The sequence below is a fragment of the Altibacter lentus genome (genome assembly GCF_000746845.1).
In the GTDB taxonomy this organism is placed as follows: Bacteria; Bacteroidota; Bacteroidia; order Flavobacteriales; family Flavobacteriaceae; genus Altibacter; species Altibacter lentus.
Map to the genome: position 1 here is coordinate 2,580,747 of NZ_KN050846.1, position 26,512 is coordinate 2,607,258.

At 44.5% G+C, this 26,512-nt stretch carries 24 protein-coding genes; 15 read left to right on the plus strand and 9 right to left on the minus strand.

Annotated features, from left to right (window positions below):
* Positions 1 to 68 precede the first annotated feature (68 nt).
* The 7 genes from JS40_RS11980 to miaB form a co-directional block, all read right to left on the minus strand.
* A complete protein-coding gene (locus JS40_RS11980; RefSeq protein ID WP_034260904.1) occupies positions 69 to 344 on the minus strand; it encodes a co-chaperone GroES in 276 nt (91 codons plus the stop codon).
* A gap of 132 nt (positions 345 to 476) precedes the next feature.
* Positions 477 to 836 carry a hypothetical protein gene (locus tag JS40_RS11985; protein WP_034260906.1) on the minus strand — a complete coding sequence of 120 codons (360 nt, stop codon included), beginning with the start codon at positions 834 to 836 and terminating at the stop codon, positions 477 to 479.
* Between the two features lie 127 nt (positions 837 to 963).
* Positions 964 to 1,299 carry a preprotein translocase subunit SecG gene (gene secG / locus JS40_RS11990; protein ID WP_034260908.1) on the minus strand — a complete coding sequence of 112 codons (336 nt, stop codon included), beginning with the start codon at positions 1,297 to 1,299 and terminating at the stop codon, positions 964 to 966.
* Positions 1,296 to 2,171, minus strand: a complete 876-nt coding sequence (locus tag JS40_RS11995) for a hypothetical protein (RefSeq protein WP_034260910.1) — start codon at positions 2,169 to 2,171, stop codon at positions 1,296 to 1,298. Before JS40_RS11995 ends, secG begins: the two co-directional genes overlap by 4 nt.
* A gap of 4 nt (positions 2,172 to 2,175) precedes the next feature.
* Entirely contained in the window at positions 2,176 to 2,688 is a 513-nt protein-coding gene (locus JS40_RS12000) for an LptE family protein (protein WP_034260912.1), read from the minus strand.
* Positions 2,688 to 3,986 (minus strand): sigma-54 interaction domain-containing protein, encoded by a 1,299-nt coding sequence (locus JS40_RS12005; protein WP_034260914.1) that lies wholly within the window; start codon positions 3,984 to 3,986, stop codon positions 2,688 to 2,690. The genes JS40_RS12000 and JS40_RS12005 overlap by 1 nt, the downstream gene beginning before the upstream one ends.
* A gap of 2 nt (positions 3,987 to 3,988) precedes the next feature.
* Positions 3,989 to 5,437, minus strand: coding sequence for a tRNA (N6-isopentenyl adenosine(37)-C2)-methylthiotransferase MiaB (miaB, locus tag JS40_RS12010; protein ID WP_034260916.1), 1,449 nt, complete (start codon positions 5,435 to 5,437; stop codon positions 3,989 to 3,991).
* Between the two features lie 153 nt (positions 5,438 to 5,590).
* Here miaB and JS40_RS12015 point away from each other — a divergent pair, with 153 nt between their 5' ends.
* The 9 genes from JS40_RS12015 (at position 5,591) to JS40_RS15400 (ending at position 15,994) form a co-directional block, all read left to right on the plus strand.
* On the plus strand, positions 5,591 to 6,382 hold the full coding sequence (locus JS40_RS12015; protein WP_051957584.1) for a hypothetical protein: 792 nt from the start codon (positions 5,591 to 5,593) through the stop codon (positions 6,380 to 6,382).
* A 97-nt stretch (positions 6,383 to 6,479) separates the two neighbouring features.
* Complete coding sequence (gene topA / locus JS40_RS12020) at positions 6,480 to 8,978, plus strand: type I DNA topoisomerase (RefSeq protein ID WP_034260918.1); 2,499 nt, start codon at positions 6,480 to 6,482, stop codon at positions 8,976 to 8,978.
* Entirely contained in the window at positions 8,978 to 10,141 is a 1,164-nt protein-coding gene (locus tag JS40_RS12025; protein WP_034260920.1) for a formimidoylglutamase, read from the plus strand. The genes topA and JS40_RS12025 overlap by 1 nt, the downstream gene beginning before the upstream one ends.
* 115 nt (positions 10,142 to 10,256) lie before the next feature.
* Positions 10,257 to 11,630: a T9SS ring complex lipoprotein PorK/GldK gene (porK, locus tag JS40_RS12030; RefSeq protein WP_034260921.1), complete on the plus strand. Its 1,374-nt coding sequence runs from the start codon at positions 10,257 to 10,259 to the stop codon at positions 11,628 to 11,630.
* Positions 11,631 to 11,697: 67 nt separating this feature from the next.
* Positions 11,698 to 12,345 carry a type IX secretion system motor protein PorL/GldL gene (gene porL, locus JS40_RS12035; RefSeq protein ID WP_034260923.1) on the plus strand — a complete coding sequence of 216 codons (648 nt, stop codon included), beginning with the start codon at positions 11,698 to 11,700 and terminating at the stop codon, positions 12,343 to 12,345.
* A gap of 42 nt (positions 12,346 to 12,387) precedes the next feature.
* The gene (gene porM / locus JS40_RS12040) at positions 12,388 to 13,950 is read left to right on the plus strand and encodes a type IX secretion system motor protein PorM/GldM (RefSeq protein ID WP_034260926.1); all 1,563 of its coding nucleotides are present in this window, start codon (positions 12,388 to 12,390) and stop codon (positions 13,948 to 13,950) included.
* An 18-nt stretch (positions 13,951 to 13,968) separates the two neighbouring features.
* Positions 13,969 to 14,868: a type IX secretion system ring subunit PorN/GldN gene (porN, locus tag JS40_RS12045; RefSeq protein WP_034260928.1), complete on the plus strand. Its 900-nt coding sequence runs from the start codon at positions 13,969 to 13,971 to the stop codon at positions 14,866 to 14,868.
* A gap of 95 nt (positions 14,869 to 14,963) precedes the next feature.
* Positions 14,964 to 15,758 (plus strand): NAD(P)/FAD-dependent oxidoreductase, encoded by a 795-nt coding sequence (locus JS40_RS12050; protein WP_051957585.1) that lies wholly within the window; start codon positions 14,964 to 14,966, stop codon positions 15,756 to 15,758.
* 5 nt (positions 15,759 to 15,763) lie between these two features.
* Positions 15,764 to 15,994 (plus strand): hypothetical protein, encoded by a 231-nt coding sequence (locus tag JS40_RS15400; RefSeq protein WP_152558177.1) that lies wholly within the window; start codon positions 15,764 to 15,766, stop codon positions 15,992 to 15,994.
* Positions 15,995 to 16,040: 46 nt separating this feature from the next.
* On the opposite strand, the gene JS40_RS12055 is transcribed toward JS40_RS15400, so the two are convergent.
* Complete coding sequence (locus tag JS40_RS12055) at positions 16,041 to 16,412, minus strand: DUF983 domain-containing protein (protein ID WP_034262454.1); 372 nt, start codon at positions 16,410 to 16,412, stop codon at positions 16,041 to 16,043.
* 89 nt (positions 16,413 to 16,501) lie between these two features.
* Here JS40_RS12055 and JS40_RS12060 point away from each other — a divergent pair, with 89 nt between their 5' ends.
* From JS40_RS12060 to JS40_RS12080, 6 genes are all read left to right on the plus strand, one after another.
* Positions 16,502 to 18,436, plus strand: a complete 1,935-nt coding sequence (locus tag JS40_RS12060) for an ABC-F family ATP-binding cassette domain-containing protein (protein WP_034260931.1) — start codon at positions 16,502 to 16,504, stop codon at positions 18,434 to 18,436.
* Between the two features lie 83 nt (positions 18,437 to 18,519).
* The gene (locus tag JS40_RS12065; protein ID WP_034260934.1) at positions 18,520 to 19,671 is read left to right on the plus strand and encodes an efflux RND transporter periplasmic adaptor subunit; all 1,152 of its coding nucleotides are present in this window, start codon (positions 18,520 to 18,522) and stop codon (positions 19,669 to 19,671) included.
* Complete coding sequence (locus JS40_RS12070) at positions 19,672 to 22,860, plus strand: efflux RND transporter permease subunit (RefSeq protein WP_034260936.1); 3,189 nt, start codon at positions 19,672 to 19,674, stop codon at positions 22,858 to 22,860.
* A complete protein-coding gene (locus JS40_RS12075) occupies positions 22,847 to 24,163 on the plus strand; it encodes a TolC family protein (RefSeq protein ID WP_034260938.1) in 1,317 nt (438 codons plus the stop codon). The genes JS40_RS12070 and JS40_RS12075 overlap by 14 nt, the downstream gene beginning before the upstream one ends.
* Complete coding sequence (locus JS40_RS15300; RefSeq protein ID WP_084677498.1) at positions 24,163 to 24,345, plus strand: CPXCG motif-containing cysteine-rich protein; 183 nt, start codon at positions 24,163 to 24,165, stop codon at positions 24,343 to 24,345. Before JS40_RS12075 ends, JS40_RS15300 begins: the two co-directional genes overlap by 1 nt.
* Positions 24,346 to 24,389: 44 nt before the next feature.
* Positions 24,390 to 24,746, plus strand: coding sequence for a SpoIIAA family protein (locus tag JS40_RS12080; protein ID WP_034260940.1), 357 nt, complete (start codon positions 24,390 to 24,392; stop codon positions 24,744 to 24,746).
* 7 nt (positions 24,747 to 24,753) lie between these two features.
* Here the strand turns inward: JS40_RS12080 and JS40_RS12085 are convergent, their stop codons facing one another.
* Entirely contained in the window at positions 24,754 to 26,307 is a 1,554-nt protein-coding gene (locus JS40_RS12085; RefSeq protein ID WP_034260942.1) for an AsmA family protein, read from the minus strand.
* Between the last annotated feature and the right edge of the window lie 205 nt (positions 26,308 to 26,512).

A 26,512-nucleotide genomic window follows, 5' to 3' on the forward strand; every position in this document is an offset into this window, starting at 1 on the left:
ATGTTGATTTATTTAGAAACTTTAGTAATCGATACACTACAATGCAGATTACTTTTCGTTCGACACAATTAGATAATTGCCAGAATATCGTCCTCTCTCATGATGAGATAGTCCTTGCCGTCAAATTTTAACTCACTACCGGAGTACTTTCCGTAGAGGACAACGTCACCAACCTTAACGGTCATTTTATGATCTTCTTTGCCTTTTCCTACGGCTACTACTTTTCCTTTTTGCGGTTTTTCTTTAGCAGAGTCCGGAATATAGATACCGGATGCGGTCTTGGTTTCAGCTTCTTGTGGTTGCACCAAAACTCTGTCTGAAAGGGGTTGAATTTTTAACGCCATTTTTCGTATAATTTTTAGTTGTTAATTCATCTGTTTGTTGTCCTGTTAACAGGCAGAAACTATGCCATGGCAAAAAACTGACAGCTTTGCGACCGCAAAATGTCAGCTTGTCAGCAGTAAGATAAAAAACACTTAATTAGGAAAGGCGGGACTGATAGAAAACTCTGGTCCATCCCAGGTGAAGATGCCAATGATGGCTATGGTGACCAGACTTATACTCAATATTGATACAATAGTGTTGAAATAGGAGAATTTCCTGCTCTTTATTTCAACTATGTCGGAAAGTGGTACGGAGAAACTACGACCGTTCTTTTTTAAAAGAATATTCGTCTCACCAATGGATAATAAGCGGGCTCTTTTCTTTCCCGTCTCTTTAAGGACAAATTCATATTTCTCATTCACTTCTATGTTCGATGTCTCAATGGTGGTCTTGTAGGTATAACAGCCTGAACATAGAAAAATTAGAACAAAACTCAACGCAATATTTCTCATATCAAACTGCTTTTAAGAATAATAATGCCGGGGAGCTGTACAAAAACAAACTTAAATATAAGAAATTCAGTAAAATAAAAAAGCCTGCTCGTTTCTAAGCAGGCTTTTATAATAGTTTTTTTCGCTGTTAGTCGGCAGGATCTTCTGTCGTGTTACCGGCATTTGGATCGACCGGAATAGTGTTCTCAATAGCACCTTCATCAAAAACATCGGTTGCAGGAGCGGTATCGCTCATGATGGGAATGTTCGACAAGAGGATAAGGGCCAGTAACAAGGTGGCCAGGGTCCAGGTACTCTTGTCCAGGAAGTCTGTGGTCTTTTTTACACCGCCTAATTGCTGTGTGCCGCCACCTCCAAAAGATGAAGACAATCCGCCGCCTTTTGGGTTCTGTACCATGATCACTACTACGAGTAAAAAGGCTACGAAAATTATTAAGATCAAAAATATGGTAAACGTACTCATTGTTCTTCAGTATTTATCAATTTTTTAATTGCCCGAATTTGGTCTGCAAAGAAACCACTTTTTTCGGGATATTTCAAAATTAAAATTTTATATGCTTGTATGGCTTTTAAATAGTTCTTTTGTTGCATGTACACCTTGGCCAATGTCTCTGTCATAAGTGCATCTGCGGGCTGTGTGAAGGGTTCTGCAAGATCTTTTCGGGGAGCAGCTTCAGAAGCAGGTTGCAGTTTCGGATTTTGCTGAATGAATTTCTCGATGAGTTCGAATTTCCGCTCTTTGTCCGAGGTATTTTCTTTTGCCGTTTTTTCTTCCGAAGAACGATCAATAGGCTGCGCTTTGGTTAATTTCAACCATTCGGAGAACGAATGCGTATCCTCTTTTTTAAACTCTAAGGGTGCGTCAGGCTGAACAGTAGCTTCCTTTTTTTCTGCAGGTGTTTCCACGATTTCCTTTATGGATTCCAGCTTGCGCTGAAAGAGATTGGGATTTAAAATGGCTTCTGCTTTTTTTAGCTCCTCCTTCATCTGCCGGTCCAGGGCCAAACTCACCTCTTCGGAAACATCTTCACTTTTCACATCCAGGGTAAGCACATGTTCGTCGTGTTGCTGTATGGCTTCCGATATCTCATTCTGGATAAAATTTTGCGATGTGATATATTCGAAAAGAATGTCTCGGTCTGTGGTATAAGCAGCCGTGACCTTAAGCGCTTCGTTGTATAAGAAGCTATTATTGTTCTTTAATCCTTTTAACCGGAGCGCACGTGCACTTTGAAAATAGGGATAGCGTTGGATCACGGTTTCCAATTCCTTGAGATCCTCTTTTTTGATTTCTTGAGGATGCGCCAACAGATATGTGTATTTTTTCGTGTTCAAAGGCTTACCAATTGGCTAAGGATTTATTGAAAATATCTTGTGTGATGCGTTCAAAAATTTCTGCAATGGCATCATCGAGACGGGCTCCCGTGAGCAATGCCCCACCCGGATAATCAAAGTAAAAAGAGAAACGTTGCTCGAAATCCTTCTCAACGTCATTTGTATTATAGAAGCGAACATTCACGGCTATGGTAAGCCGGTTCTGTGCCGCAGTACTCTGCGAGGTAGCGGTAATAGGGGCAATATAATACTCTACGATCTCGCCTTCGTACACCAGGTCGCCGTTAGAGGTTACCAGGTCTAAACTTGTCTGGTTCAACAAAAGGTCCTGAAGGTTTTGCGTGAAATCCCTCGCGATACCCGGTTCTACCTGTGCGGCCGTATTCTGAAAATAATTTACCTGAAAGGTCTTGGTCTTCGAGTAGTCGATATCGGCACCGGTAAGGGAATAGTATTTGCAACTTTGAAGCGGCAGCACAAAGAGGAATAACATAAAAATGAATTGCAACAGCTTCATTATAGATTGTATTGTTTTATTTTTCGGTAGAGGGTGCGTTCGGAGATCCCAAGTTCGTCGGCTGCATCCTTCCGTTTACCGCCGTATTTCTCTAAGGACTTTTTAATGAGTTCTAATTCTTTTTCCTGAAGGGACAGATTTTCTTCTTCTTCGATCTCTTCGGCAAAATCATAATTTCCTTTTTTGGTTCGGTTTTGCGAGGCATCGAATGCTTCAGAACCCGAAGAGGGGATGCTAAGAACTTCTACGTCCTGCGAGGCCGCTTCTTCCTCATCGACAATAGCGGCGAGTTGTTCCTCGTTATTGGTGTCTTCAGAATAGATCTTATTGATAAGCGAAGATTGTTCTTCTTTTACTTTGGAAACATTGCCACTCTTCATCAACTCTAGGGTTAATTTCTTTAGATCGTTCACATCACGCTGCATATCGAACAAGACCTTGTAAAGAATTTCCCGCTCACTGCTAAAATCACTTTGTTCTTTTTTGGAATTGATCACCGCAGGCAGGTTGCTCCCTACATCCGGAAGATAATGCTTTAACGTAGCATAGGATATATCTCTTTCCTGCTCCAACACCGATATCTGTTCGGCGACATTACGCAACTGACGGATGTTCCCGCCCCAGCGATATTGTAACAGCAGATCCACCGCATCGTCCTCAAGGCGAATGGTAGGCATTTTGTATTTTTGGGCAAAGTCTGAAGCAAATTTTCGGAACAATAAATGAATGTCCTCACTTCGCTTTCGCAAGGGCGGGAGGCTGATCTCCACCGTGCTTAAACGGTAATAAAGATCTTCCCGAAATTTTCCCTTATCGATCGCTTCGTTCATATTTACATTGGTCGCTGCCACGATACGTACATCGGTCTTTTGGGATTTGGAAGACCCAACTTTTAAAAATTCTCCGTTTTCCAGCACACGCAACAAGCGCACCTGGGTGGGCAAGGGAAGTTCGCCTACTTCATCCAAAAAGATCGTTCCTCCGTCGGCTACTTCAAAATACCCGCTTCGTGTGGCAGTAGCTCCTGTAAAAGCACCTTTTTCATGACCAAACAACTCACTGTCGATGGTTCCTTCGGGGATCGCACCACAGTTCACGGCAATGTATTTACCGTGTTTGCGGTGGGACAAGGAATGGATGATCTTGGGGATGCTTTCTTTCCCCACGCCGCTCTCGCCGGTTACCAGCACCGAAATATCTGTAGGAGCCACCTGAATGGCCTTTTCTACCGCGCGATTTAGCTTAGGGTCATTCCCTATAATACCAAATCGTTGTTTTACTGCCTGTACACTTTCCATACTTATCTTTTTTCTGAATAGCCTACAGCGGTTCCTATCAAGGTCGCCGTGGTACAATCTTCAATATGCACATTTACGAAATCGCCAACTTTGTAGTGTTCCTTCGGAAAAACAGCTACCGTATTTTGTGGGGTCCTTCCGCTCCATTGAAGGTCACTTTTTTTTGATTCTTTTTCTATCAATACCTCTACAGTCTTACCTAAAAATTGTTGTGTACGGTAGGCTGAATGTTGCTGCTGAAGCGCTACGATCTCGGTAAGCCGACGTTTTTTTGTTTCTAAAGGAACATCGTCTTCCAGTTTACGTGCGGCTAAGGTTCCCGGTCTTTCAGAATACATGAACATGAAACCAAAATCGTATTTTACATACTCCATAAGCGATAAGGTGGCTTTGTGGTCTTCTTCGGTTTCGGTAGGGAAACCGGTGATCATGTCTTGGGAGATCGCACAGTCCGGAAGGATCTCCCGAATACGGTCGATAAGGTGCATATATTCCTCACGAGTGTGCTGACGATTCATTTCTTTTAAGATACGGGTGCTTCCGCTTTGTACGGGGAGGTGTATATAATTACAAATATTTCGGTATTTTGACATGCTGTGAAGGACGTCTTCGGTCATATCCTGGGGATTACTTGTTGAAAACCGAATACGCATGTGCGGTTGGGCTTCAGCAACCATTTCAAGCAATTGTGCAAATCCGGTTGCCGTGGCTCTTTGCATTTCGGTCGCATGCTTGTAATCTTTTTTGAGTCCGCCACCATACCACAGATAACTGTCCACATTTTGTCCCAGCAGCGTGATCTCCTGGTATCCTTTTTCGGCTAGATCATTCACTTCGGCAATAATACTTTGCGGATCACGGCTTCGTTCGCGCCCTCTGGTAAAGGGAACTACACAAAATGTACACATATTGTCGCAGCCACGGGTAATACTCACAAAAGCCGTAACACCATTTCCTCCCAGACGCACCGGTGCGATATCACCGTAGGTCTCGTCCTTGGATAAGATGACATTTACGGCATCACGACCTTCTTCTACCTCCTGCAACAAATTGGGAAGGTCCTTATACGCATCAGGACCCACGACCATGTCCACGATCTTTTCTTCGTCAAGGAACTTTTCTTTCAGTCTTTCGGCCATACAGCCTAAAACACCTACTTTCATTTTTGGATTGATGCGTTTAACCGCATTGTATTTTTCCAGACGCTTGCGTACCGTTTGTTCGGCTTTATCCCGTATCGAGCAGGTATTTACCAAGACCAGATCTGCATCCTCCAGACGATTGGTCGTATTAAAACCTTCATTTGCCAGAATAGAGGCCACGATCTCACTGTCGCTAAAGTTCATTTGACAGCCGTAGCTCTCAATGAATAACTTACGACGATTTTCGGGTCGCTGCTCTAAAACCAGCGATTGGCCTTGCTGGGATTCATCAATGATTTTCTCTTCCATAGGTCACTTCAAATACAATAGGTTCTTAGGATCGACAATTATAACGCCACCTTTTCAATTTGCACTGGCAAAGATACAATTAAAATGATGTTTGTGACAAATTGGCAGATTTCTTTTTTGTAAATTTAAGGCATCATTTTTAGCCAACCGACCATGGAACATCCTATTTTTTCAAAAATTGAAAATGCCAACAAACCCGATTTTGGGGACATCCTATCAAAGAGCTTCGAACTTTTTAAGAAGGTTTGGGAGCAAGCGTTGTATCATGCGCTTATGAGCATGGTAGTGGTCATTCCAATGATCCTTCTTATCTATATTCCTTATATAGCTTTTATCTTTTACATGGGAGGGTTCGATGGTTATAATTCTTACGATACCTATGGCTATTACAATGAACCCGATCTAACACCTTATATTCCTGTACTTATACTTTATCTAATAGCAGTTTTTATTCTCATCTTTTTGGTGCAAGCTGTGGTCTACGGAATCACAGCCCATTTTATACGTGTTTTAAAAAAGGTAGATATGGGAACTACAGAGGACGTGGGAGGTTATTTCGATCTTATTAAAGGGAATTTTAAGAAATTGTTTATGCTTTCCCTCGCCACTTTCGGAATAGCAATTGCAGCAACCCTGGCTTGCTATCTGCCCATCTTTTATGTAATGGTCCCGCTGCAACTGGTTGTTGTGTTCTTTGCATTTCATCCCGAATTGTCCGTTTCAGAGATCATTAAAGCGAGTTTTAAACTGGGTAACAAATACTGGTTAACGATCTTTGGATTGATCATAGTAGCCGGATTGATCGCGCAGTTAGGGCTCCTGCTGTGTTTGGTAGGTGTTTTTGTCACTGCTTTTTTTGTTCATATTCCTATGTACTTTATATATAAAGATACGGTAGGTATGGGTCTCGTGACCGACAGGAATACGACCCCAACCGGACTCTAAGCCTGCATGATTAAGGTCCTCTCAAACCCCTTATTTTTAGGGGTGCTTCCGTTGTATTAAAAAAAATAGATACTTTTGTACCCCAAACAACGTGAATATGGCAAAGAATTTAGTGATTGTTGAGTCGCCTGCAAAAGCAAAAACCATTGAAAAATTTTTAGGAAAGGATTTCAAGGTTACATCCAGTTTTGGACATATTGCCGATCTGCCCTCAAAAGAACTCGGTGTAGATGTGGATGGCGATTTTACACCTAAATATATAGTCTCCAGTGATAAGAAAAGCCTGGTGAAGGAATTGAAGGCCTTAGCCAAGAAAGCCGACATGGTTTGGCTGGCGAGTGATGAGGACCGGGAAGGGGAAGCGATCGCATGGCACTTAGCAGAAACCTTAGACCTAAAGGATGATAAAACAAGACGTATCGTCTTTCATGAGATCACAAAATCGGCTATTCTAAAAGCCATTGAGAATCCGCGCCAGATCGATTATAACTTAGTGAATGCACAACAGGCGAGACGTATTCTGGATCGTCTGGTAGGGTATGAGCTCTCTCCGGTATTGTGGCGTAAGGTAAAAGGTGGGCTCTCGGCCGGACGTGTGCAATCGGTAGCCGTGCGACTCATTGTAGAGCGCGAACGGGAGATCGAGGCCTTTACACCTGTAGCTTCCTATCGTGTAGATGCAGAGTTCATTACTGGTGAAGGAGTGAGCTTCAAGGCAAAGCTTCCTAAGAATTTCGACACCGAAGCGGAAGCACGCGAATTCCTTCGGAAGAATTTGGGGGCTTCGTATCAAATTTCAGAATTGGTCAAAAAGCCCGCGAAGAAATCTCCGGCGCCACCATTTACTACATCAACTCTTCAGCAAGAAGCAGCCCGAAAATTATATTTTTCAGTAGGAAAGACCATGACCATTGCCCAACGGCTCTACGAGGCCGGGTTGATCACGTACATGCGTACCGATAGCGTGAACTTGTCCAATGAGGCGAAGAATGCCGCACAAAAGGAAATTGAAACGTCGTACGGAAGTAAATACAGTCATCCTCGCAGCTTTAAAGGAAAATCCAAAGGCGCTCAAGAAGCACACGAAGCGATCCGGCCTACCGATATGTCACAACATGCCATACAAGGGGATTACGATCAAGCGCGCTTGTACGACCTTATCTGGAAACGCACCTTGGCTTCACAAATGAGCGATGCGCAACTGGAGCGTACCAATGTGAAGATCGCTATTACCGGCACAGAAAAGGTCACCGAGCATTTTGCCGCTAATGGGGAGATGATCAAGTTTGACGGTTTCCTGAAAGTTTATTTGGAAGGCACCGATTTTGAAGAAGAAGAGCAAGAAGGGATGTTGCCTAATCTTAGCAAAGGTGAGACGCTAGGGAATGAGTTCATTACCGCTACCCAGCGCTTTACAAGGCCACCGTATCGCTATACCGAAGCTTCTTTGGTTAAACAATTAGAGGAACTTGGCATTGGTCGTCCTTCAACCTACGCACCTACAATATCAACCATCATCAACCGGAATTATGTAGAAAAAGGAACGGTGGAGGGTACAGAGCGTAAGTACGTACAGCTTACCCTTCAAAAGGATGTGGTTAAAGATAAGACCCTCACCGAGACTGTGGGGAGTGATAAAGGAAAATTGGTTCCTACCGATATTGGATTGATCGTAAATGATTTTTTGGTGGATCATTTTAAAAACATACTGGATTACAACTTTACGGCTAAGGTAGAACAGGATTTTGACGATATAGCCGAAGGAAAAGAGGAATGGAAGCAAATGCTGAAGGAATTCTACGGAAAGTTCCATCCCAAGGTGGAAGATGTGCAGGAGAACGCCGATCGCGAAAGCGGAGAGCGTATCCTGGGAGAAGATCCCGAGTCGGGTCGTCCGGTGCTGGTGCGTCTGGGTAAGTTTGGACCTATGGCCCAGATTGGTGCGCCTGATGATGACGAGAAGAAATTTGCAAGTTTGCGTCCCGACCAGCAGTTACACCTTGTGACTTTCGAAGAGGTAATGGACCTGTTCAAGTTACCGAAGACCCTGGGGGTATATGAAGGAGAAGAAGTTGAGGTGAACAACGGTCGTTTTGGACCTTATGTGCGCTTCGGAAAGAAATTCATTTCCCTGCCTAAGGATATAGATCCGCTGGATGTGGATATGGCCTTGGCCAAAGAGCTTATCGAAGAGAAGAAAAAAGCAGATGCACCTATATATATGTATGAAGGATTGCCGGTTCAAAAAGGTACCGGTCGCTTTGGACCCTTTATCAAGTGGAACAATATGTTCATTAATGTGAATAAGAAGTACGACTTCGACAATCTTTCCGAAGCAGACATCGAACAGCTTATTGAAGATAAGAAGCAAAAGGAGATCGATAAACTTGTTCAGGAGTGGCCCGCTGAAGGAATTCGCCTTGAGAAGGCCCGTTGGGGTCGCTTTAACTTGATCAAGGGCAAAACAAAGGTAGAATTGCCAAAATCAACCAAGGCTGAAGCAATGTCGTTGGAAGAGGCTCAGGCACTGTTGGAAAAGAAAGCACCTAAAAAGAAAACAAGCCGTAAAAAGAAAACGACCACCAAGAAAAACTAATGATAGAATTTTTGACCCCCGTGTCTAAGTCGGTACTCGCTCACAGAGAAGTTTTACCAGCCGGCGTTTTAGGAAAACAAATTGAAGTCTATGCGGAGCAGGGAACACTTCCTTCGCTCTCCCAGGTGAAGTTTGCGATATTGGGCGTTAAAGAGAACCGTAACGACATCAATTTTCTGGGAGGCGAACCAACTTTCGACGCTTTTCGGAAGGCGTTCTATGCTTTATACCCGGGCAACTGGAACCATAAGATTATTGATATAGGTGATATTGAAATGGGGGAAACAGTAAAGGACACCTATTTTGCCATGCGAACGGTCATTGAAGCCTTGCTTCGCAAGAAGGTCATTCCTCTTATTCTAGGAGGCAGTCAGGATCTGGTCTATGCGCAATACCGCGCGTATGATGATGGGGGCACCATGGTAAATCTGGTCAATGTAGATTGTAACTTCGATCTGGGAGATGCCGAAAAGCCAATTTCAAATATTTCGTACGTTGGAAAGATCATTGTAGACAAACCCTACAATCTATTTAATTATAGTGTCCTGGGATATCAATCGTATTTCAATCCGCCGGGAGAGATCGCACTTATGGAGAAGTTGTATTTTGATGCGTACCGGTTGGGAGAAGTAACAGCCGATATAACGCTGGTGGAGCCTATCATGCGAAATACCAATATTGTGGCTTTGGACGTGGCTGCAATAAAAAGTGCGGAATTGAGTTATAAGAATAACGCAAGCCCCAATGGATTTGACGGGCGTGAGATCTGTGCGATCGCTCGGTATGCAGGAATAAGCAATAAAGTAAGCTCTTTTGGAGTTTATGAATTGACCGACTATAAGAATGCCGAAAGTGCGGCGATGTTGATCGCCCAAATATTTTGGTATTTTATAGAAGGAGTCAATTTTAGAGTGGCTGATGAGGACTTCAGTAAGAACGAATTATTTACAACATATAAGGTGCCTGTGGACGACGAAGTGCTGGTCTTTAAGAAAAGCAATAAGACGGGCCGGTGGTGGATTGAATTACCTTTTATTTCAAATGTTAATAATAAATTAAAAAGTAGAACGTTATTACCTTGCACTTATGGCGAATATTTGGGTGCAACAAATCAGGAGATTCCTGAAAGGTGGTTGAAAGCCCGCCGAAAGAATGAAGTATAACCAAACGAACTAAGTAAAAAAGAGCTTTAAGGGATTTTTAAGAAAATTGTTGTTTTTTTAAAATTTTATAAATAGGTTTACGCCCTTGAATCTCGAAAATTTAACCTAAACACCTATGAAGAAGTTTATTGCATTAACTGCGATTGTAGCCTTTTTGTTTAGTTGTAACTCTGGCGACAGAGGAGAACTTGTTGGAGCAAAAGGTAAAAAATGGTATCCCGAAAAGCCGTACGGAATGACACTTATCCCTGGTGGGTCTTTCATCATGGGTAAATCTGACGATGACTTTGTGGCGGTGAATGATGCCCCTACAAAGACCGTGACGGTTCGTTCCTTCTACATGGATGAAACCGAGATTACCAATGCCGAGTACCGTCAGTTTGTAAATTGGGTACGGGATTCCACAGTAAGACTGCGTTTAGCTATCCTTGCCGATGAGGTAGGAGCTACTCCCGGAGACGGGGGAATTGGAGAATTTGCCTTTGTCGATCAAGAGAACGAAGAAATGACTCCTTATGACCAATACATGTACGACAATTACTATGGTATGGGAGAGGATTTCTATGCCGGCAGAAAGATCAATAACGATGTAGATCTTATCTGGGACACAGCAGAGTATCCGGATGAGTACTACAGCGAAGTGATGGATACTATGTATATTCCTGCAGAAGAAGCCTATAACGGACAGCGAACCATTGACGTGGATAAACTGAAGTTCCAGTATACTTATATGGACATTCAAGCGGCAGCTAGAGATAAAAGCAAGCGAAGAAAAGATTTTATTAAGAAAGAAGAGATTCAGATCTACCCGGATACCACTGTTTGGATCAAGGATTTCAATTATTCTTATAATGAGCCTATGCATAATGATTACTTTTGGCATGAGGCGTATGGTGACTATCCTGTTGTGGGTGTGAACTGGAAACAGGCCAAGGCATTTTGTGCATGGAGAACCTTATATAAGAATGCATACCAGAAATCAAGAGACAGAAACCATGTGAATTCCTTCCGTCTTCCAGGAGAGGCCGAGTGGGAATACGCAGCGCGTGGCGGTCTGGAATCGGCTACCTTCCCATGGGGAGGACCGTATGCTAAGAACGATAGAGGTTGCTTCCTGGCGAACTTTAAGCCGCTGCGAGGAGACTATGCGGCAGATCAGGCCTTGTATACGGTGGAAGCAGACGCTTATGAGCCTAATGATTATAACCTTTACAACATGGCAGGAAACGTAAGCGAATGGGTAGCCTCTTCATACGACCCGGCTTCTTACGAATATACTTCAACTATGAACCCGAACGTTAATGACGAAGATAACATGCGTAAGGTAGTTCGTGGTGGATCATGGAAGGATGTTGCTTATTTCCTACAGGTGAGCACCCGTGATTATGAATATGCAGATTCTGCCCGAAGCTATATTGGCTTTAGAACCGTTCAGGATTATATGGGAACAGATGTTACTTTAAACGAAAATTTAGGAGACGCTAGATAAGCCCCCCTCCATTATACACTAAACAACTAAATCTTAACTACACTTAACTTAACTAAACTATTGTATTATGGCACAATCAAGATCATCTAAGAAATTATTTAATATGGCCTACGGCCTTGGAGCGTCTATTGTAATCTTAGGAGCGCTCTTTAAGATCCTTCACTGGGAATTAGGTCCTTTGAACGGAGGATTGTTATTGGCGATCGGTTTGATCACAGAGGCGATCATCTTCGCTATCTCTGCATTCGAACCCGTTGAAGACGATTTAGACTGGTCGTTGGTATACCCCGAATTAGCAGGAGGTATGGCTTCAGACAAGAAAAAGCAGCAACCGCAAGATGCAGATGGATTGCTTTCTAAGAAATTAGATGAAATGCTGAAAGAAGCACGTATCGATTCAGAATTAATGAATAGCTTGAGCGATAGTATTCGTTCTTTCGAAGGAGCTGCAAAAGGAATGGCACCTACTGCCGAAGCAATGAGCTCTACCAAGAAATACAGCGAAGAAATGGCGTTAGCCGCTGCTCAAATGGAATCATTGAACAGTTTGTATAAGGTACAGGTAGAATCTACCAGCCGTCAAACTGAAGTTAACGAGCGTGTTGCTGAAAATGCAGAACAACTTAAACAACAAATGGAACATCTTGCTACTAACCTTTCATCGTTGAACGGTGTTTACGGAGGTATGCTTTCTGCAATGACCAATAGAAACTAAGCATAGTTTTTCACTAACTATTAATCTTTAAAAAGAAGTAAAATGGCAGGAGGAAAACTATCCCCAAGACAGAAGATGATTAACCTGATGTATCTGGTTTTCATCGCTATGTTGGCATTGAACATGTCCAAAGAAGTATTATCGGCATTCGGATTGTTGAACGAGCGTTTAACAGAGTCCAATGTCGCTACCGACGCACGTAATACTGCATTTATGGAAAGTCTGGCCACAAAGGCGTCAGAGCAACCGGATCAGTACGGAGCGGTAAAAGAAAAGGCAGATCGTATTAACGAGCTATCCAACGAGTTCTACGGTTATATCGGCACCATTAAGGATGATATGTTGAAGACCGTAAAGCCGGAAGAATTAGAAGATTACGAAGTTCAGGACAAACCTGATCATTTGGATCAAAAATTCTTTCAAGGTGATAAGTTATCACCTGCAGGTCAAGAATTCGTTGCTAAGATCGACGCGTACCGTGAAGGTGTCTTAAGCATAATTGGTAACGAGCCCCGTTTCCAGAGCATTGCAAGTGATGTGAAGTCTAAATTTGAAACGCAACCGGAAACCCGTAGAGACGGTGTGGAAGTGCCATGGTTGAACTATCATTTTGAAGGTTTCCCGCTGGTAGCATCACGTACCAAACTTACACAGATGCAGAACGATGTTCAAACAGTTGAGAGTGAGATACTATCTACCATGTTGGCAGGTCAGCAAGCTGCGGCACTGTCCTTTACACAGTACAATACCCTTTTGGAAACATCTAAAACTGCATACTATGCAGGTGAAGAGTTTGACGGAGGTATTGTGTTGGGACGTAAAGACCCTAACACAAAGCCAAACCGTGTAGAACTTACACTGGACGGAAGACCGCTAACCGAGTCACAGTATACTATTCAGAATGGTAAAGTGATGTTGAACATCAGCGCCGGAAGCCCCGGTGATCACAAGATCGAAGGAAACTTGATCTTTACCGAAGATGGTAAGGATACACCAATTCCGGTAAACCTAGGATTCTCAACGATCTCGAAACCAAATTCAGCGGTGATTTCAGCCGATAAGATGAATGTGGTATATCGTGGTGTGGACAATCCAATGACGGTTTCCATCCCTGGAATTCCGGATAACAAAGTAAATGCATCGGCTCCGGGTCTTAGTAAAGTGTCCGGTAGTAAGTATGTAATGCGTCCGGGAGCCGGTAGAACGGTAACCATTAGTGCAAGCGGTACACTACCCGACGGACAAAAGATCAATACACCGGCCGAATTCCGTATCAAGGATATTCCCGCACCTGTAGGAGCGATCCGTGGTGAAACTGGAATTGTTCGTATGCAACGTCAAGGTCTTGAGATCTCTACTATTTCAGCAGTGCTGGAAGACTTCGATTTCGATGTGAACTTGAATGTTACCGGATTTAGCTTTAAGGTGTCCGGACAACCTACCGTTCGTGTGAACGGAACCAAATTAGATGCTGCTGCAAAAGGTGCCCTGCGTAGAGCAGGACGTGGCGACGCAGTTCAAATATTTGATATTAATGCGAAAGTGCAGGGTAGTAACGTGGTGTTAAAGAAAACATCCCCTGTAATTATCGAATTGACAAACTAGAATTAAAACCTAAGTTGTATGAATTTTAAAAATGTTGTTTTATGTGTTTTTGTACTGTTGTTGAGCTTCTCTGCTACGGCACAGCTTAACATCTTAAATGCAAAGACTCCTGAAGAAATAGGCAAAAAGACCGAAGCACAAATTGCCTATGATAATGATGAACCGTTACCTTACGGGTACACGGATGAGCGTGATGTGTTATGGTCTAGAACAACATGGGAGATCATCGATCTTGATGAAAGAGTGAACTTTCCCTTGTATTATCCTATTGATACCAACAACATTGGTTCCGAAAGAAGATCGTTATACGATGTGTTGGTGAAAGCCATTAAAGATGGAGAGATCGAACATGTTTATGCAGATTCTTATTTTACTGAAAAACGTACCTTAAAAGATATTGAAGCTTCATTGGTCTACAGTGATACTACAGATCTTGGTATTGAGCAGTTAAACGCCGAAGGTACCGTGGACGAACAATATGTTAGAAAGTTCAATCTGGACGCAGGCGATATCGAAGAATGGCGTGTACGCGGTTACTGGTACCTTGACAAGCGTCAGGGAGAATTGAAATACCGTTTGTTGGGTATTTGTCCGGTAGCGAACGAAGCTCGTTCTAAAGCGTTCCCCGATGATAACATCGACAGTAAAGTGGAATTGTTCTGGGTATGGTTTCCGGGAGCACGTGACGTGCTTCATGAAGCGAAAGCCTTCAACCGCAAGAATACATCTCAACCAATTTCCTACGACCATTTGCTTAACTCACGTCGTTTCCACGGTGTGATCTATAAGGAAGACAACGTTCAGGGTGACCGAAGCGTGTCCGATTATATAAGCGATAATGCGTTGATGCAATTATTGGAATCAGATCGAATCAAAGAGCAGATCCGAAACCTTGAAATGGATATGTGGAACTACTAAAGTTCATTGAAACATACATAAAGAACCCTTCCTTTCTACCGACTGTGAAGGGTTTTTTTATGCACTAAAGGTAGTATCTTTGCCTTGTGAAACAAATGGAATATATAGTGGTAGGTCTCGGTATAGCCGGGATCTCGTTCTGTGAACAATTGCGGAAGCATAATCGTTCCTTTGTGGTGTTCGATGCGGGAGAGCGGGCATCTACCACGGTTTCCGGAGGTGTTTTCAATCCTGTCGTGCTTAAACGTTTTACCGCTGCTTGGGATGCAAAGGCACATCTCGAGTATGCGATTCCCTTCTATAATGCTTTGGGTACATTATTAGACCTCCAGGTCATGGATTCAGTACCGGTATATCGTATTCTCAAGGATGCGGAAGAGCAGAATAATTGGTCGGTTGCGAGCGACAAAAGAGAGTTGTCTCCTTTTTTATCTTCGGAACTGGAGCCCAATACAAACCCCTCGATCAATGCGCCTTATGGCTTCGGAAAGGTAACCGCTTCCGGAAGGATCTATCCTTCTCAATTGCTTCAAAAATACGCCGAATACCTTGCACAGCTTGATCAGTACCACGCTGAAGCTTTTGACTATGCAGCGCTTACTACACAAGAAACCTCTGTTCAGTATAAGGGCTACAATGCAAAATGGCTCGTCTTTGCCGAAGGCGCTGCAGCACGCCACAACCCCTTCTTTCCGAAGGATCTGTTACGTCCCAACAAAGGAGAATATCTGGTGGTGCGGGCACCGCAATTACAGCTTACCACGCTGCTTAAAGGCGGTATGTTCGTGATCCCCTTGGGGAATGATCTTTATAAGGTAGGTGCCACCTACGACCGAGTGGATACGAGCCTGCAACCCACCGAGCACGCCAGACAAGAGATAATAAGCTAAAAGGAATGATTCACTGCGAGTTCGAGATCGTCGATCAAATTGCAGGGCTGCGCCCAACAACGCCGGACAGACGGCCTTTGTTGGGAACACATCATCAACATGCAAGGATCGCTTTTTTAAATGGACTTGGTACCAGAGGAATTCTTATGGCGCCTAAATTAGCATCATTCTTATTCGATCATCTGGAGCATCAACAGGAACTTCCCAAAGAGGTGCACATCGACCGATTTAAGTGATCGGTTACGGCAATAGAAGAAAGTAGATCGTTTTTGCTAAAGGGTTTTACACTTTTTGCCGATCGAACTTAAAAAAGAAGTTGATCCAAATGTTGCGTGATAACCTAAGGATAACAGGTAATAAAACGATCAACGATCCTACGATCACCAAGAAGGTTGTGAAACGGTCCAGTCCGATGAAAAAATAAGCAACAATAAAGACCGCGACTGCAATAGCCACTCCCACTGCGTAACTCACATACATAGCACCGTAAAAAAAGGAAGGTTCTATCTTGAATTTGGTCGAACAATGCGGACATCTTTCGTGCATTTTTAAAGTGTCGGAAAGAACGTATGTATTGCTGTTCACATACATTTTCCCGGTATGACATACCGGACAGGTTCCTGTAAAGATGCTGTAGAGTTTGGTGCCTTTCATAATATTTCGCCAAGAAGACGGGAACGGTTTTTTTTGCAGTACAAAAATAAGCATCTTTGCAAAAATTTTAGGTTACAATTGTTACATAAATGTTGAACGTTCACAATCTATCCGTTTCCTTTCAGGGAGACTATCTCTTCGAAAAGATCACTTTTCAGCTAACACCGGGCGATCGCGTAGGGTTGGTGGGTAAAAATGGTGCAGGTAAGTCTACCTTGCTCAAGATCATTGCCAATGAGCAAGAATACGACAGTGGCTCTATTGCGACCGATAAAGAGATCTCTATAGGCTTCCTAAAACAGGATATCGATTTTACTGTGGGTAGAACGGTGCTGGAGGAATCTTATCAGGCATTCACAGAGATCAAGCGACTCGAGAGTCAATTGGAAGATATAAATACGCAATTAGCGGAGCGCACCGATTATGAAAGTGATGGCTACCATCAATTAATGGTGGATCTCAACGATGTGCAACATCAATACGAAATCCACGGCGGGTATAACTATCAGGGTGAGACAGAACGAATCCTTCAGGGTCTTGGGTTTCAGCGAAAGGATTTCAACAAACGCACCGAAACCTTTTCCGGAGGATGGCGCATGCGTATAGAACTGGCAAAACTATTACTTCAAAACAACGATATCTTGCTTTTGGATGAACCTACCAATCACTTGGATATCGAGTCCATATTGTGGCTGGAAGATTTTTTGAAGGGATATCCCGGCGTCGTGGTGGTGGTTTCTCACGATAAGATGTTCCTGGACAACGTGACCAATCGCACCATTGAGATCTCGTTAGGGAAGATCTACGATTATAATAAGGCGTATTCCAAATATCTGGTGCAAAGAGCCGAACTTCGGGAGCAACAATTAGCATCTCAGAAGAACCAGCAAAAGCAGATCGAACAAACCGAAAAACTTATCGAGAAATTTCGTGCGAAGGCGAGCAAAGCCACTATGGCGCAATCGCTTATCAAGAAGTTGGATAAGATAGATCGAATTGAAGTGGATGAGGACGACAATAGCGTAATGTCGCTGCATTTTCCTGTGTCTGTGACACCGGGTAAAGTAGTGATCGACGCCGAGGACATTTCAAAGAAATACGGGGATAAAGAAGTACTTCGCCATATCGATCTCATGGTAGAACGCGACAGTAAGATCGCTTTTGTCGGGCAGAACGGTCAGGGGAAATCTACACTGGCTAAGATCATTGTAGGTGAGATCGAGCACGGCGGACATTTAAAACTGGGACACAATGTACAGATCGCCTATTTTGCCCAAAATCAAGCCGAATACCTCGACGGAAGCAAGACGGTCCTGGATACCATGATCGATGCCGCCAATGAAAAGAACCGAAGTAAGGTCCGGGATATCTTGGGAGCCTTTCTTTTTCGCGGGGATGAAGTCGATAAATATGTACGGGTGTTAAGCGGAGGGGAGCGAAACAGACTGGCACTGGCGAAGCTCCTTCTGCAACCGTTCAATGTGCTGGTAATGGATGAGCCTACCAACCATTTGGATATCAAATCCAAGAATGTTCTAAAAGAAGCACTCAATAAATTTGAAGGGACGTTACTTTTGGTCTCACACGACCGGGATTTCTTGCAAGGTCTAAGCAACAAGGTCTATGAATTTAAGGATCACAAGATCAAGGAGTATCTTGGCGACATCGACTTCTTCTTAGAGCAACGCAACCTTCAAAACCTGCGCGAAGCGGAAAAACGCACCGTTGTAAAAAAAGAACGTGCGGTCAATACAAGCACTGCTACCGCTGAAACATCGGGAAAGCAATCCTACGAGGACCAGAAGAAACAAAAATCTTTGACCAACAAACTAAGCAAGATAGAGGCAAATATCAGCAGGTTGGAAAAGGAGATCAAAGCTATTGACCTTGAGTTGTCGATCAATTACGACGCTACGATCGCTAAACCTAATTTCTTTGACGAATACCAGAAGAAGAAAAAACAGTTGAGTGAACTTATGAACGACTGGGAGAAAGTGACGGTAAAGCTTGAAGCCTTGGCATAAATCCCTATTTATTTAAGATAGTTTTAACGCTAACTGAAACAAGGCGTGTTATTTTTGAAAGATGCAATATTTAATCCTTCAGCGTGCGTAAAATCATACTTTTTATCATTGGAATTGTGGTGATCCTTGGGGCTGTTCTTGTCGCCAAATGGATCATCGATAGTAACGTTAAAGAACAACCCAGAGCAGAGAAGATCGTTAAAACGGTATTCACCGAGACCGTGAACAATCAATCGGTGCCTGTGGTCATTCCCACGAACGGTGTCCTTACCGCAAAGAACCGACTTGAGTTATTCGCTGAGGTTCAAGGGGTCTTTAACAGCAGCGCGCACCCTTTTAAGACGGGTCAGGAATACAAACGAGGTCAAACACTTATTCGTATCGATGCCGCCGAGTTCTATGCCTCGTTACAAGCTTCCAAAAGTGACTTTTATAATCTTATCACCTCCCTAATGCCGGATCTTAGATTAGATTATCCTGAGGCTTTTCCGAAGTGGGAACAGTACCTGAATGCATTCGACCTCAACAAATCCACACCTCCGCTCCCTGACACTTCTTCAGAGAACGTGAAATATTTTATTACCGGACGGGGTGTATACACAGCGTATTACAATCTAAAGAACTTAGAACAAAGACTTGGCAAATACACTATCACCGCACCCTTCAACGGGGTATTGACCGAAGCGCTGGTCACCGAAGGTACCTTGGTGCGCCCCGGACAGCAATTAGGGGAGTATATCGATACTTCTGTTTTTGAGGTGGAACTGGCCATACAAAAGAATTTCAGCGACTTGCTTGCGGTGGGAGAAAACGTAACCCTTTCTACGCCCGATGGGACAGAAACCTTTCCCGGGAAAGTCACCCGTATCAATGGCAAGATCGATCAGGCGACCCAAACCATAAAAGTATTTGTGGAAGTGAGAGAAGAAGGTCTTAAGGAGGGCATGTATCTTGAAGCACAATTGGAAGCCCAAGAGGTTGCAAATGCCTATGAGATCTCCAGAAAGTTACTGGTAGACGAATCGAATGTGTATTATGTTCGGGACAGTATTCTAGACATCATGCAGGTAGAACCGGTATATTTTTCGCCAAAGCAGGTGATCGTTAAAGGCATTCCGGATGGAACAGAGATCTTGTCACGCCCTATCCCGGGGGCCTATGTCGGTATGCTGGTAAAGAGAGGAGAGAACACCACCGCCGATCTTCCGGAACAAACAGATAAAACACAGAACTAGATGCGAAAGCTCATTAGTTATTTTATTCGCTATGAGGTTGCTGTCAATGTAGTGATCTTCGCCTTCTTGATCTTCGGGGTGATCGGTATTCTTAGATTACAATCTTCCTTTTTTCCCTTACAGGAAGCCGAGATCATTTCCATAAACATCACGTATCCGGGAGCGGCCCCGCAGGAGATCGAGGAAGGTGTGGTCTTGAAGATTGAGGACAACCTGAAAGGACTTATTGGTGTGGAACGGGTGACTTCGGTGTCACGGGAAAATGGCGGAAGCATCACCGTTGAGATCGATAGCGATGAGGATATTGATGCCATGCTGTCTGAGGTGAAGAATGCGGTGGACCGTGTTCCCAACTTCCCTACGGGAATGGAACCTTTGGTGGTGGCAAAACAGGAGCAGATCAGGCAGACCATAGATTTTGCAATTAGTGGGGACAATATTCAACTGGACGCCCTCAAGGAAATAGGGCGTATGGTGGAGAACGACCTGCGGGTCATGGATGGCATATCACAGATCAATGTTTCTGGCTATCCCGAAGAGGAGATCGAGATCGCAGTACGGGAGAACGACCTGTTGGCCTACAACCTTACTTTTGCTGAAGTGGCCGATGCTGTTGCACAAGCCAATATTCTTACTACCGGAGGAAATATTAAAACGGAGGCCGAGGACTACCTCATACGTGCCAACAATCGTTCCTATTACGGGACAGAGCTGAACAATCTTGTGGTGCGTTCACGTGATGACGGGACAGTAGTGCGACTTCAGGATGTTGCTACCGTAAAGGACCGGTTTTCTGAAACGCCTAATGCTTCCTATTTCAACGGGAATGTCGCGGTCAATATTGAGATCACCAACACCAACAACGAAGATCTTATCTCTACGGCCGAAAAGGTGAACGCCTATATTGATGCCTTCAACCAAAAGTACTCCGGGGTTCAAATCGATGTGGTAAGTGATTCTTCCATACGACTGCAACAACGTACCAACCTACTGCTTGAGAATGGCGCTATAGGGATCTTTTTGGTATTGTTATTCCTTTCCTTTTTTCTGAATACCCGGCTGGCGTTTTGGGTCGCCTTCGGATTGCCTATTGCCTTTTTGGGGATGTTCATCTTCGCCGCTCAGTTTGGTGTGACCATTAATGTTCTTTCCCTTTTCGGAATGATCATCGTTATCGGTATTCTGGTCGATGACGGTATTGTGATCGCCGAGAATATCTATCAGCATTACGAAGGGGGTAAATCCCGGGTGCAAGCTGCCATCGATGGTACTATGGAAGTAGTGCCTCCCATTATGGCGGCGATCATTACAACGGTACTGGCCTTTTCCACCTTTTTATTTCTAGAAGGCCGCATCGGGGAGTTCTTCAGTGAGGTTTCCGTGATCGTAATCTTAACGCTGCTCGTGTCACTCATTGAGGCATTTATCATTCTTCCGTCTCACATTGCTCATTCCAAGGCATTAGTGGCTATTTCCGCTTCCGAGGAGAAGAAAACCAAGGGGATTGAAAAGATCTTTCTTCAGCTGCGAAGATTCAATGAACTGGGAGACAAGATCATGCGGTATATGCGGGATAATTTGTACAGTCCGGTGTTGCGGTTTGCCCTTCGGCAACGCTTTATCACGTTTTCGATCCTACTTGCTTTAATGATCCTTACCGTGGGCAGTATGATGGGGGGTATCATTCGAACGGCCTTTTTCCCGAACATTGCCAGCGACCGGGTAAGTATCGATCTTCTTATGCCCGAGGGGACCAACCCTAAGATCACCGATTCGATCATTAGCCTGGTGGAAGCGGCAGCCTGGCGTGTCAATGAAGATTATACGGCACGACAAACGGGGAACAAACAGGTGGTGGAGAATATCATTAAACGTGTAGGACCGGGGAACAACAAAGCATCGTTACAGGTAAACCTATTGCCGGGAGAAGAGCGTGATTTCTCCTCACCGGACATTACCGGTTCTATTCGTGAAGAAGTGGGTCCGGTGTATGGGGTGGAGCGTCTTACCTTCGGGTCGGGGGGGAATTTTGGTGGGAATCCTGTATCCATTTCGCTACTGGGGAACAATACACAGGAACTAAAGGCAGCCAAGACCGAGTTACGACAGGCCTTAGAAAACATATCACAGCTGGCGGATGTGACCGATACCGATCCCGAAGGGATCAAAGAGATCAACATCCGGTTGAATGAAACTGCCTATGCCTTGGGTCTCAACCTCCGCGAAGTGATGAGTCAGGTGCGGGCGGCCTTTTTCGGGTTACAAGCGCAGCGTTTCCAGCGCGGTCAGGATGAGATACAGGTGTGGGTGCGCTACAGCAGGACGGACCGTGAGTCGATCAATGATCTGGATGATATGCGTATTGTAACCCCTTCGGGACAACGCGTGCCTTTTTCAGAGATCGCCAGTTATGAGATTAGACGTGGTGAAGAATCCATTAGTCACTTGAACGGGAAACGGGAGATACAGGTAAACGCCGACCTAAAAGATGAAAAGGACAGTCCGACGGAGATCTTACTGAATATAGAGAACAACATCATGCCGGACATACTTTCCAAGTATCCTACGGTAAGCGTGTTGTATGAAGGGCAGAACCGGGAGGCGAACAAGCTTACGGAGTCGGCATGGACAACCGTGCCTATCGTTATTTTCCTGATCTATGTGGTGATCGCCTTTACCTTCCGAAGCTATAGCCAACCGCTGTTGTTATTGCTAATGATCCCCTTCAGCTTCATTGCAGTAGGCTGGGGGCACTGGTTCCACGATTTCCCGATCAATATTCTATCGGCCTTAGGGATCATTGCACTCATCGGGATCATGGTGAACGACGGACTGGTGCTTATTGGGAAGTTCAATACCTTCCTGAAGCAAGGCATGAGTTTTGACGACGCGCTCTATGAGGCAGGACGGGTGCGCTTTAGGGCGATCTTCCTTACCTCATTGACCACCATTGCAGGAATTGCACCGCTGTTGCTAGAGAAGAGCCGACAAGCCCAGTTCCTGATACCCATGGCCATTTCCATTGCCTACGGAATTGCCATCGCCACCGTCCTTACCCTGGTGATCCTACCGCTATTGCTGTCGTTCACCAACAGTGTAAAAACCGGAACCTTATGGCTTAAAACAGGAAAGAAAGTTACCAAAGAAGAAGTAGAACGCGCTATAAAAGAAGACAATGAAGTACATTAAACTGGGCATCTTTTTGGTATGCTTCGGAAGCATGGTTGCACAAGAGGTACCCTTGCTAAGCAAGCAGGAGGCCGTAGCCGATATGCTGGAAGGTAATTTTGGTATCGCGGTCGCAAGAAACAATGTAACCATTTCAGAAAACAATAAAAATGTCCTCAATTCGGGGTTTCTTCCATCGCTAACCGGGAATGCAGGTGCCAATTACAATCTGGAGGACCAAACGGCTACCTTTCAGGATGGAACAACAAGAGAAGTGGTAGATGCGGAGACAACGCGTTATAACGCTTCTCTTAACCTTAATTATACCTTGTTCGACGGGCTGGGGCGCTGGTACGATTACAAGCGCTTAAAAGAAGAATACGATCTTAGTGAATTACAGGCACGGCAGACCATAGAAACGACCATGCTTCAGTTGTTCACGGTGTATTTTGAAGTGGCCCGTCTTACCGAAAATGTAGCGGTACTCGAGGAAACTTTTCAGAATACAAAACGACGCCTTACCCGCGCCGGATACGCCTTTGAATACGGACAGGTAAACAAACTGGAGGTGTTAAATGCCGAAGTGGACATAGTAACAGACAGCATTAACCTCATGAATGCCCGCCAGCAACTCACCAATGCGAAACGGGATCTCAATGTAGTGACCAATAGCGCGCTGGACCGACGCTTTACCGTAGATACAACCATTGTATTCACAAATCCGCTGGTGCTGGAGACCTTTCTTCAAACCGCAGATACGAACAACGTACGCTTGCTTCAGGCGCGTCAAAACATAACCATTAGCGATTATAATTACAAAGCGAGTAAGTCGATATTCCTTCCTTCGGTGGGGCTTACCGGATCCTATGGATGGAACGAAGGAAACTTTCCGGCGACCAATTTTCTGGCATCGAGTACGTCTACCGGGTTTTCGGCGGGGGTTAGTTTGAGCTGGAATCTCTTTGATGGGGGTGGCGGTATCACTGCGGTGAAGAATGCGAAGATACAGATCAGCAACCGGGAGCTGGAACAACGGCGTCTGGTACTGGAAGTAAAAAGAGATATCGCGAATGCGCAAGGCAATTACGAGAACAGGCTGGCGATCTACCGCCTTCAGGAGCAGAATGTGGTGACCGCACGAAATAACTTTGAGCGATCCAACGAACGTTATAAACTGGGACAGATCACCTCGCTGGAATTGCGGCAATCGCAGATCAATCTGTTGAATGCCCAAACCAACAAGAATCTGGCGAAATACGAGGCAAAACTAGCCGAACTGGAACTGCTGCAACTCACGGGACAACTGCTCAATATTGAATTGTAATGGACGAGCATTTCTTTCAATGTCCTTATTGCTGGGAGGAGATCTCCATGCTGCTAGACAGCTCTGTACGGGAACAGACCTATATTGAGGATTGCGAGATATGTTGTAATCCCATTGAGATACACGCTGTCTTTGAAGCGGGTGCGCTTCAATCTTTCGACGCCGGCAGTATCGAGCAATAACTTTTTTCCGTATCTTTATAGAACTCCCTCTAAATGATACAGCTATGCTATCCAGTTTCAGTTTTTCTGAAGATACGGTCGGCTTTTTATTGGAAGGAACTTTCGGTGAAGAGACGGTGCAGCAATTGCATGCCCGGATACTCGAGAAATTTGAAGACTTCGATACGATCAATCTTTATCTGGAAGATAGTGGGATCGAGACCTTTTCCCTGACCGCAGTGTTAGAGAACCTCTTCTTCAAATTAGAACATAACGGGAAGTTCAATAAAGTAGCTTTGGTAAGTGACCGGAAATGGATCCACCTGTGTGGTAAGTTAGAAAAGATGCTAGGTGATATCGATATCAGGAGTTTTGTTAGTGAGGACAGGATGGAAGCGATAACCTGGATCGCGGAACGTTGATCTTAGCCTATCCGCCCGTTACACAACTCTTTAACCCTTTTTCCACATTGAGCCATAGATAGTTGAAAAAGGATTTATGCTTCACACGGGTCACTTCGCCATTCCCTTCTCTAAAGTCAACCCCTTCCTGATCGCTGTTCTTCTTGATAAACAGATTTGCTACTGCCGATTTCAGCCATTTCTTATCCTTGCCGTTGTCATTAAGGAATTTGATCTTGAACTCGTCGTACTTCATACGCATATCGATCTGTGAATAGGTATCATCTCCCGAAACGGTAAAATACGTTTGTTGTATGGTTCCTTCCAGGTTTGCCCGCAGGTTCTCACGGGTAAACTGATTGAGTTGCGCAGCGGCCAGTTTCCCTACATCGGCTTTGAATACAAAACGGTTTTCGGGGTCGCGAACATCGAAGGACCAGTCGACATGAAAGGGGGCATCCTTCATAAAGACCGCATTGATATCGAGCTTTGTTTTGGTTCCTTCGGAATAGGTGTTCCCAAGGTTCGCGATGGTCGCATCCAGTGATGTGAATTCAATAGTACCGCCGTTGGTTCCTTCGGTGACCTTTTCAGTATAGCGGATGCTTCCGTTCTTCACAGCGGCTGTATCGATGCTGAGCTGAAAGGGCAGTTTCCGAAGCATTTCGCTGTATAAAGGCTTTCTGCTAAAGTCATCGGCGACGAGCTTGTTACGGTAGATGTCCAGCTTTGGTTGTGCCAACAGTAAGCGGTTGCTGTTCACAAAGAGTTCGCGTTCCGTAAACCCGAAATCGATCGCATCGATCTCCAAGGAGTCTATGGTGAGGTCAAAATGGTCTCGTTCTTTGTCCAGTAGCTGCGCATGTTGTTGACGGGAATACTTGGTAGCGAGTTTCAGGTTGGTAAAGACCGCCCGTTTCTTTTTTAGCTTGAAGTTTCGGGTGGTAACATTCTCATACGGACCCACCTTTGCAAAGATAGAATCGGCTTTTGCAATGTAGTCCCCAAACTCCAGAGGCAGACGTTTGCGAAGCGTGTTTTGGTCGATCAAGATATCATCGATCTCCACCGTGAGGTTCTCGGCATAGAGCAAGGTGTTCTCCTCACTGTCGTCAAAGAGCGTAAGCCGGGTATGGTCGATGCTCAGTTCGTCGATACGAATGGGTTTGTTGAGGTTGAGTGCGGAGCCGCGGGCACTGTCCTTGGGCGTGCGGTACAAATGCGTGTAGTAGGTGACCTCAGGATAGAAGATCTTGATGTCCTCAATATGGATCTCATTATGGAAGAGGTACTTCCAGTAACTGATATCTTCTATGATAAGTTCCTTCACCGTTACGGTAGAATGCACCGAGGCGGTATCGGCATTTTGGATTTGAAGGGATACATCCTTAAAGGTGATGGTGCCGTCGAAAAGGTCAAGGGACAGCTTGTCGAAATCTGATTGGTAGTTCGGAGGGAGGTTTTGTGTGACGAAGGTTTCCACCTTGTTCTTGAGGAAGGTGTTGATGGCTATTTTCCCAAGGACGATAAGGATCCCTGCGGAAACGAGGACAATAAGAAAGATACGTACTGATTTCGACATATTTAAAAATAAGAAAGTGATAGCGGGTACCGAAAACTTTATGAGTTTCTGTTAAATTTTCCAAGCAGTTCCCTTGCGGTCTCTAAAATGTGTTGTATCTTTGCCATCCATATCGCGGGATAGAGCAGTATCCTTCGACAGGCTCAGGACAGGGTACCTACCGGTTCTGAAAAGAAATAGAAAACAGGAACTAAAACAATGTTTT

Bases quoted from the DNA above. Each gene is read 5' to 3' on its own strand.
- JS40_RS11980 (WP_034260904.1), bottom strand. From the start codon at position 344: ATGGCGTTAAAAATTCAACCCCTTTCAGACAGAGTTTTGGTGCAACCA.
- JS40_RS11985 (WP_034260906.1), bottom strand. From the start codon at position 836: ATGAGAAATATTGCGTTGAGTTTTGTTCTAATTTTTCTATGTTCAGGC.
- secG (WP_034260908.1), bottom strand. From the start codon at position 1,299: ATGAGTACGTTTACCATATTTTTGATCTTAATAATTTTCGTAGCCTTT.
- JS40_RS12000 (WP_034260912.1), bottom strand. From the start codon at position 2,688: ATGAAGCTGTTGCAATTCATTTTTATGTTATTCCTCTTTGTGCTGCCG.
- JS40_RS12005 (WP_034260914.1), bottom strand. From the start codon at position 3,986: ATGGAAAGTGTACAGGCAGTAAAACAACGATTTGGTATTATAGGGAAT.
- miaB (WP_034260916.1), bottom strand. From the start codon at position 5,437: ATGGAAGAGAAAATCATTGATGAATCCCAGCAAGGCCAATCGCTGGTT.
- JS40_RS12015 (WP_051957584.1), top strand. From the start codon at position 5,591: ATGGAACATCCTATTTTTTCAAAAATTGAAAATGCCAACAAACCCGAT.
- topA (WP_034260918.1), top strand. From the start codon at position 6,480: ATGGCAAAGAATTTAGTGATTGTTGAGTCGCCTGCAAAAGCAAAAACC.
- JS40_RS12025 (WP_034260920.1), top strand. From the start codon at position 8,978: ATGATAGAATTTTTGACCCCCGTGTCTAAGTCGGTACTCGCTCACAGA.
- porK (WP_034260921.1), top strand. From the start codon at position 10,257: ATGAAGAAGTTTATTGCATTAACTGCGATTGTAGCCTTTTTGTTTAGT.
- porL (WP_034260923.1), top strand. From the start codon at position 11,698: ATGGCACAATCAAGATCATCTAAGAAATTATTTAATATGGCCTACGGC.
- porM (WP_034260926.1), top strand. From the start codon at position 12,388: ATGGCAGGAGGAAAACTATCCCCAAGACAGAAGATGATTAACCTGATG.
- porN (WP_034260928.1), top strand. From the start codon at position 13,969: ATGAATTTTAAAAATGTTGTTTTATGTGTTTTTGTACTGTTGTTGAGC.
- JS40_RS12050 (WP_051957585.1), top strand. From the start codon at position 14,964: ATGGAATATATAGTGGTAGGTCTCGGTATAGCCGGGATCTCGTTCTGT.
- JS40_RS15400 (WP_152558177.1), top strand. From the start codon at position 15,764: ATGATTCACTGCGAGTTCGAGATCGTCGATCAAATTGCAGGGCTGCGC.
- JS40_RS12055 (WP_034262454.1), bottom strand. From the start codon at position 16,412: ATGAAAGGCACCAAACTCTACAGCATCTTTACAGGAACCTGTCCGGTA.
- JS40_RS12060 (WP_034260931.1), top strand. From the start codon at position 16,502: ATGTTGAACGTTCACAATCTATCCGTTTCCTTTCAGGGAGACTATCTC.
- JS40_RS12070 (WP_034260936.1), top strand. From the start codon at position 19,672: ATGCGAAAGCTCATTAGTTATTTTATTCGCTATGAGGTTGCTGTCAAT.
- JS40_RS12075 (WP_034260938.1), top strand. From the start codon at position 22,847: ATGAAGTACATTAAACTGGGCATCTTTTTGGTATGCTTCGGAAGCATG.
- JS40_RS15300 (WP_084677498.1), top strand. From the start codon at position 24,163: ATGGACGAGCATTTCTTTCAATGTCCTTATTGCTGGGAGGAGATCTCC.
- JS40_RS12080 (WP_034260940.1), top strand. From the start codon at position 24,390: ATGCTATCCAGTTTCAGTTTTTCTGAAGATACGGTCGGCTTTTTATTG.
- JS40_RS12085 (WP_034260942.1), bottom strand. From the start codon at position 26,307: ATGTCGAAATCAGTACGTATCTTTCTTATTGTCCTCGTTTCCGCAGGG.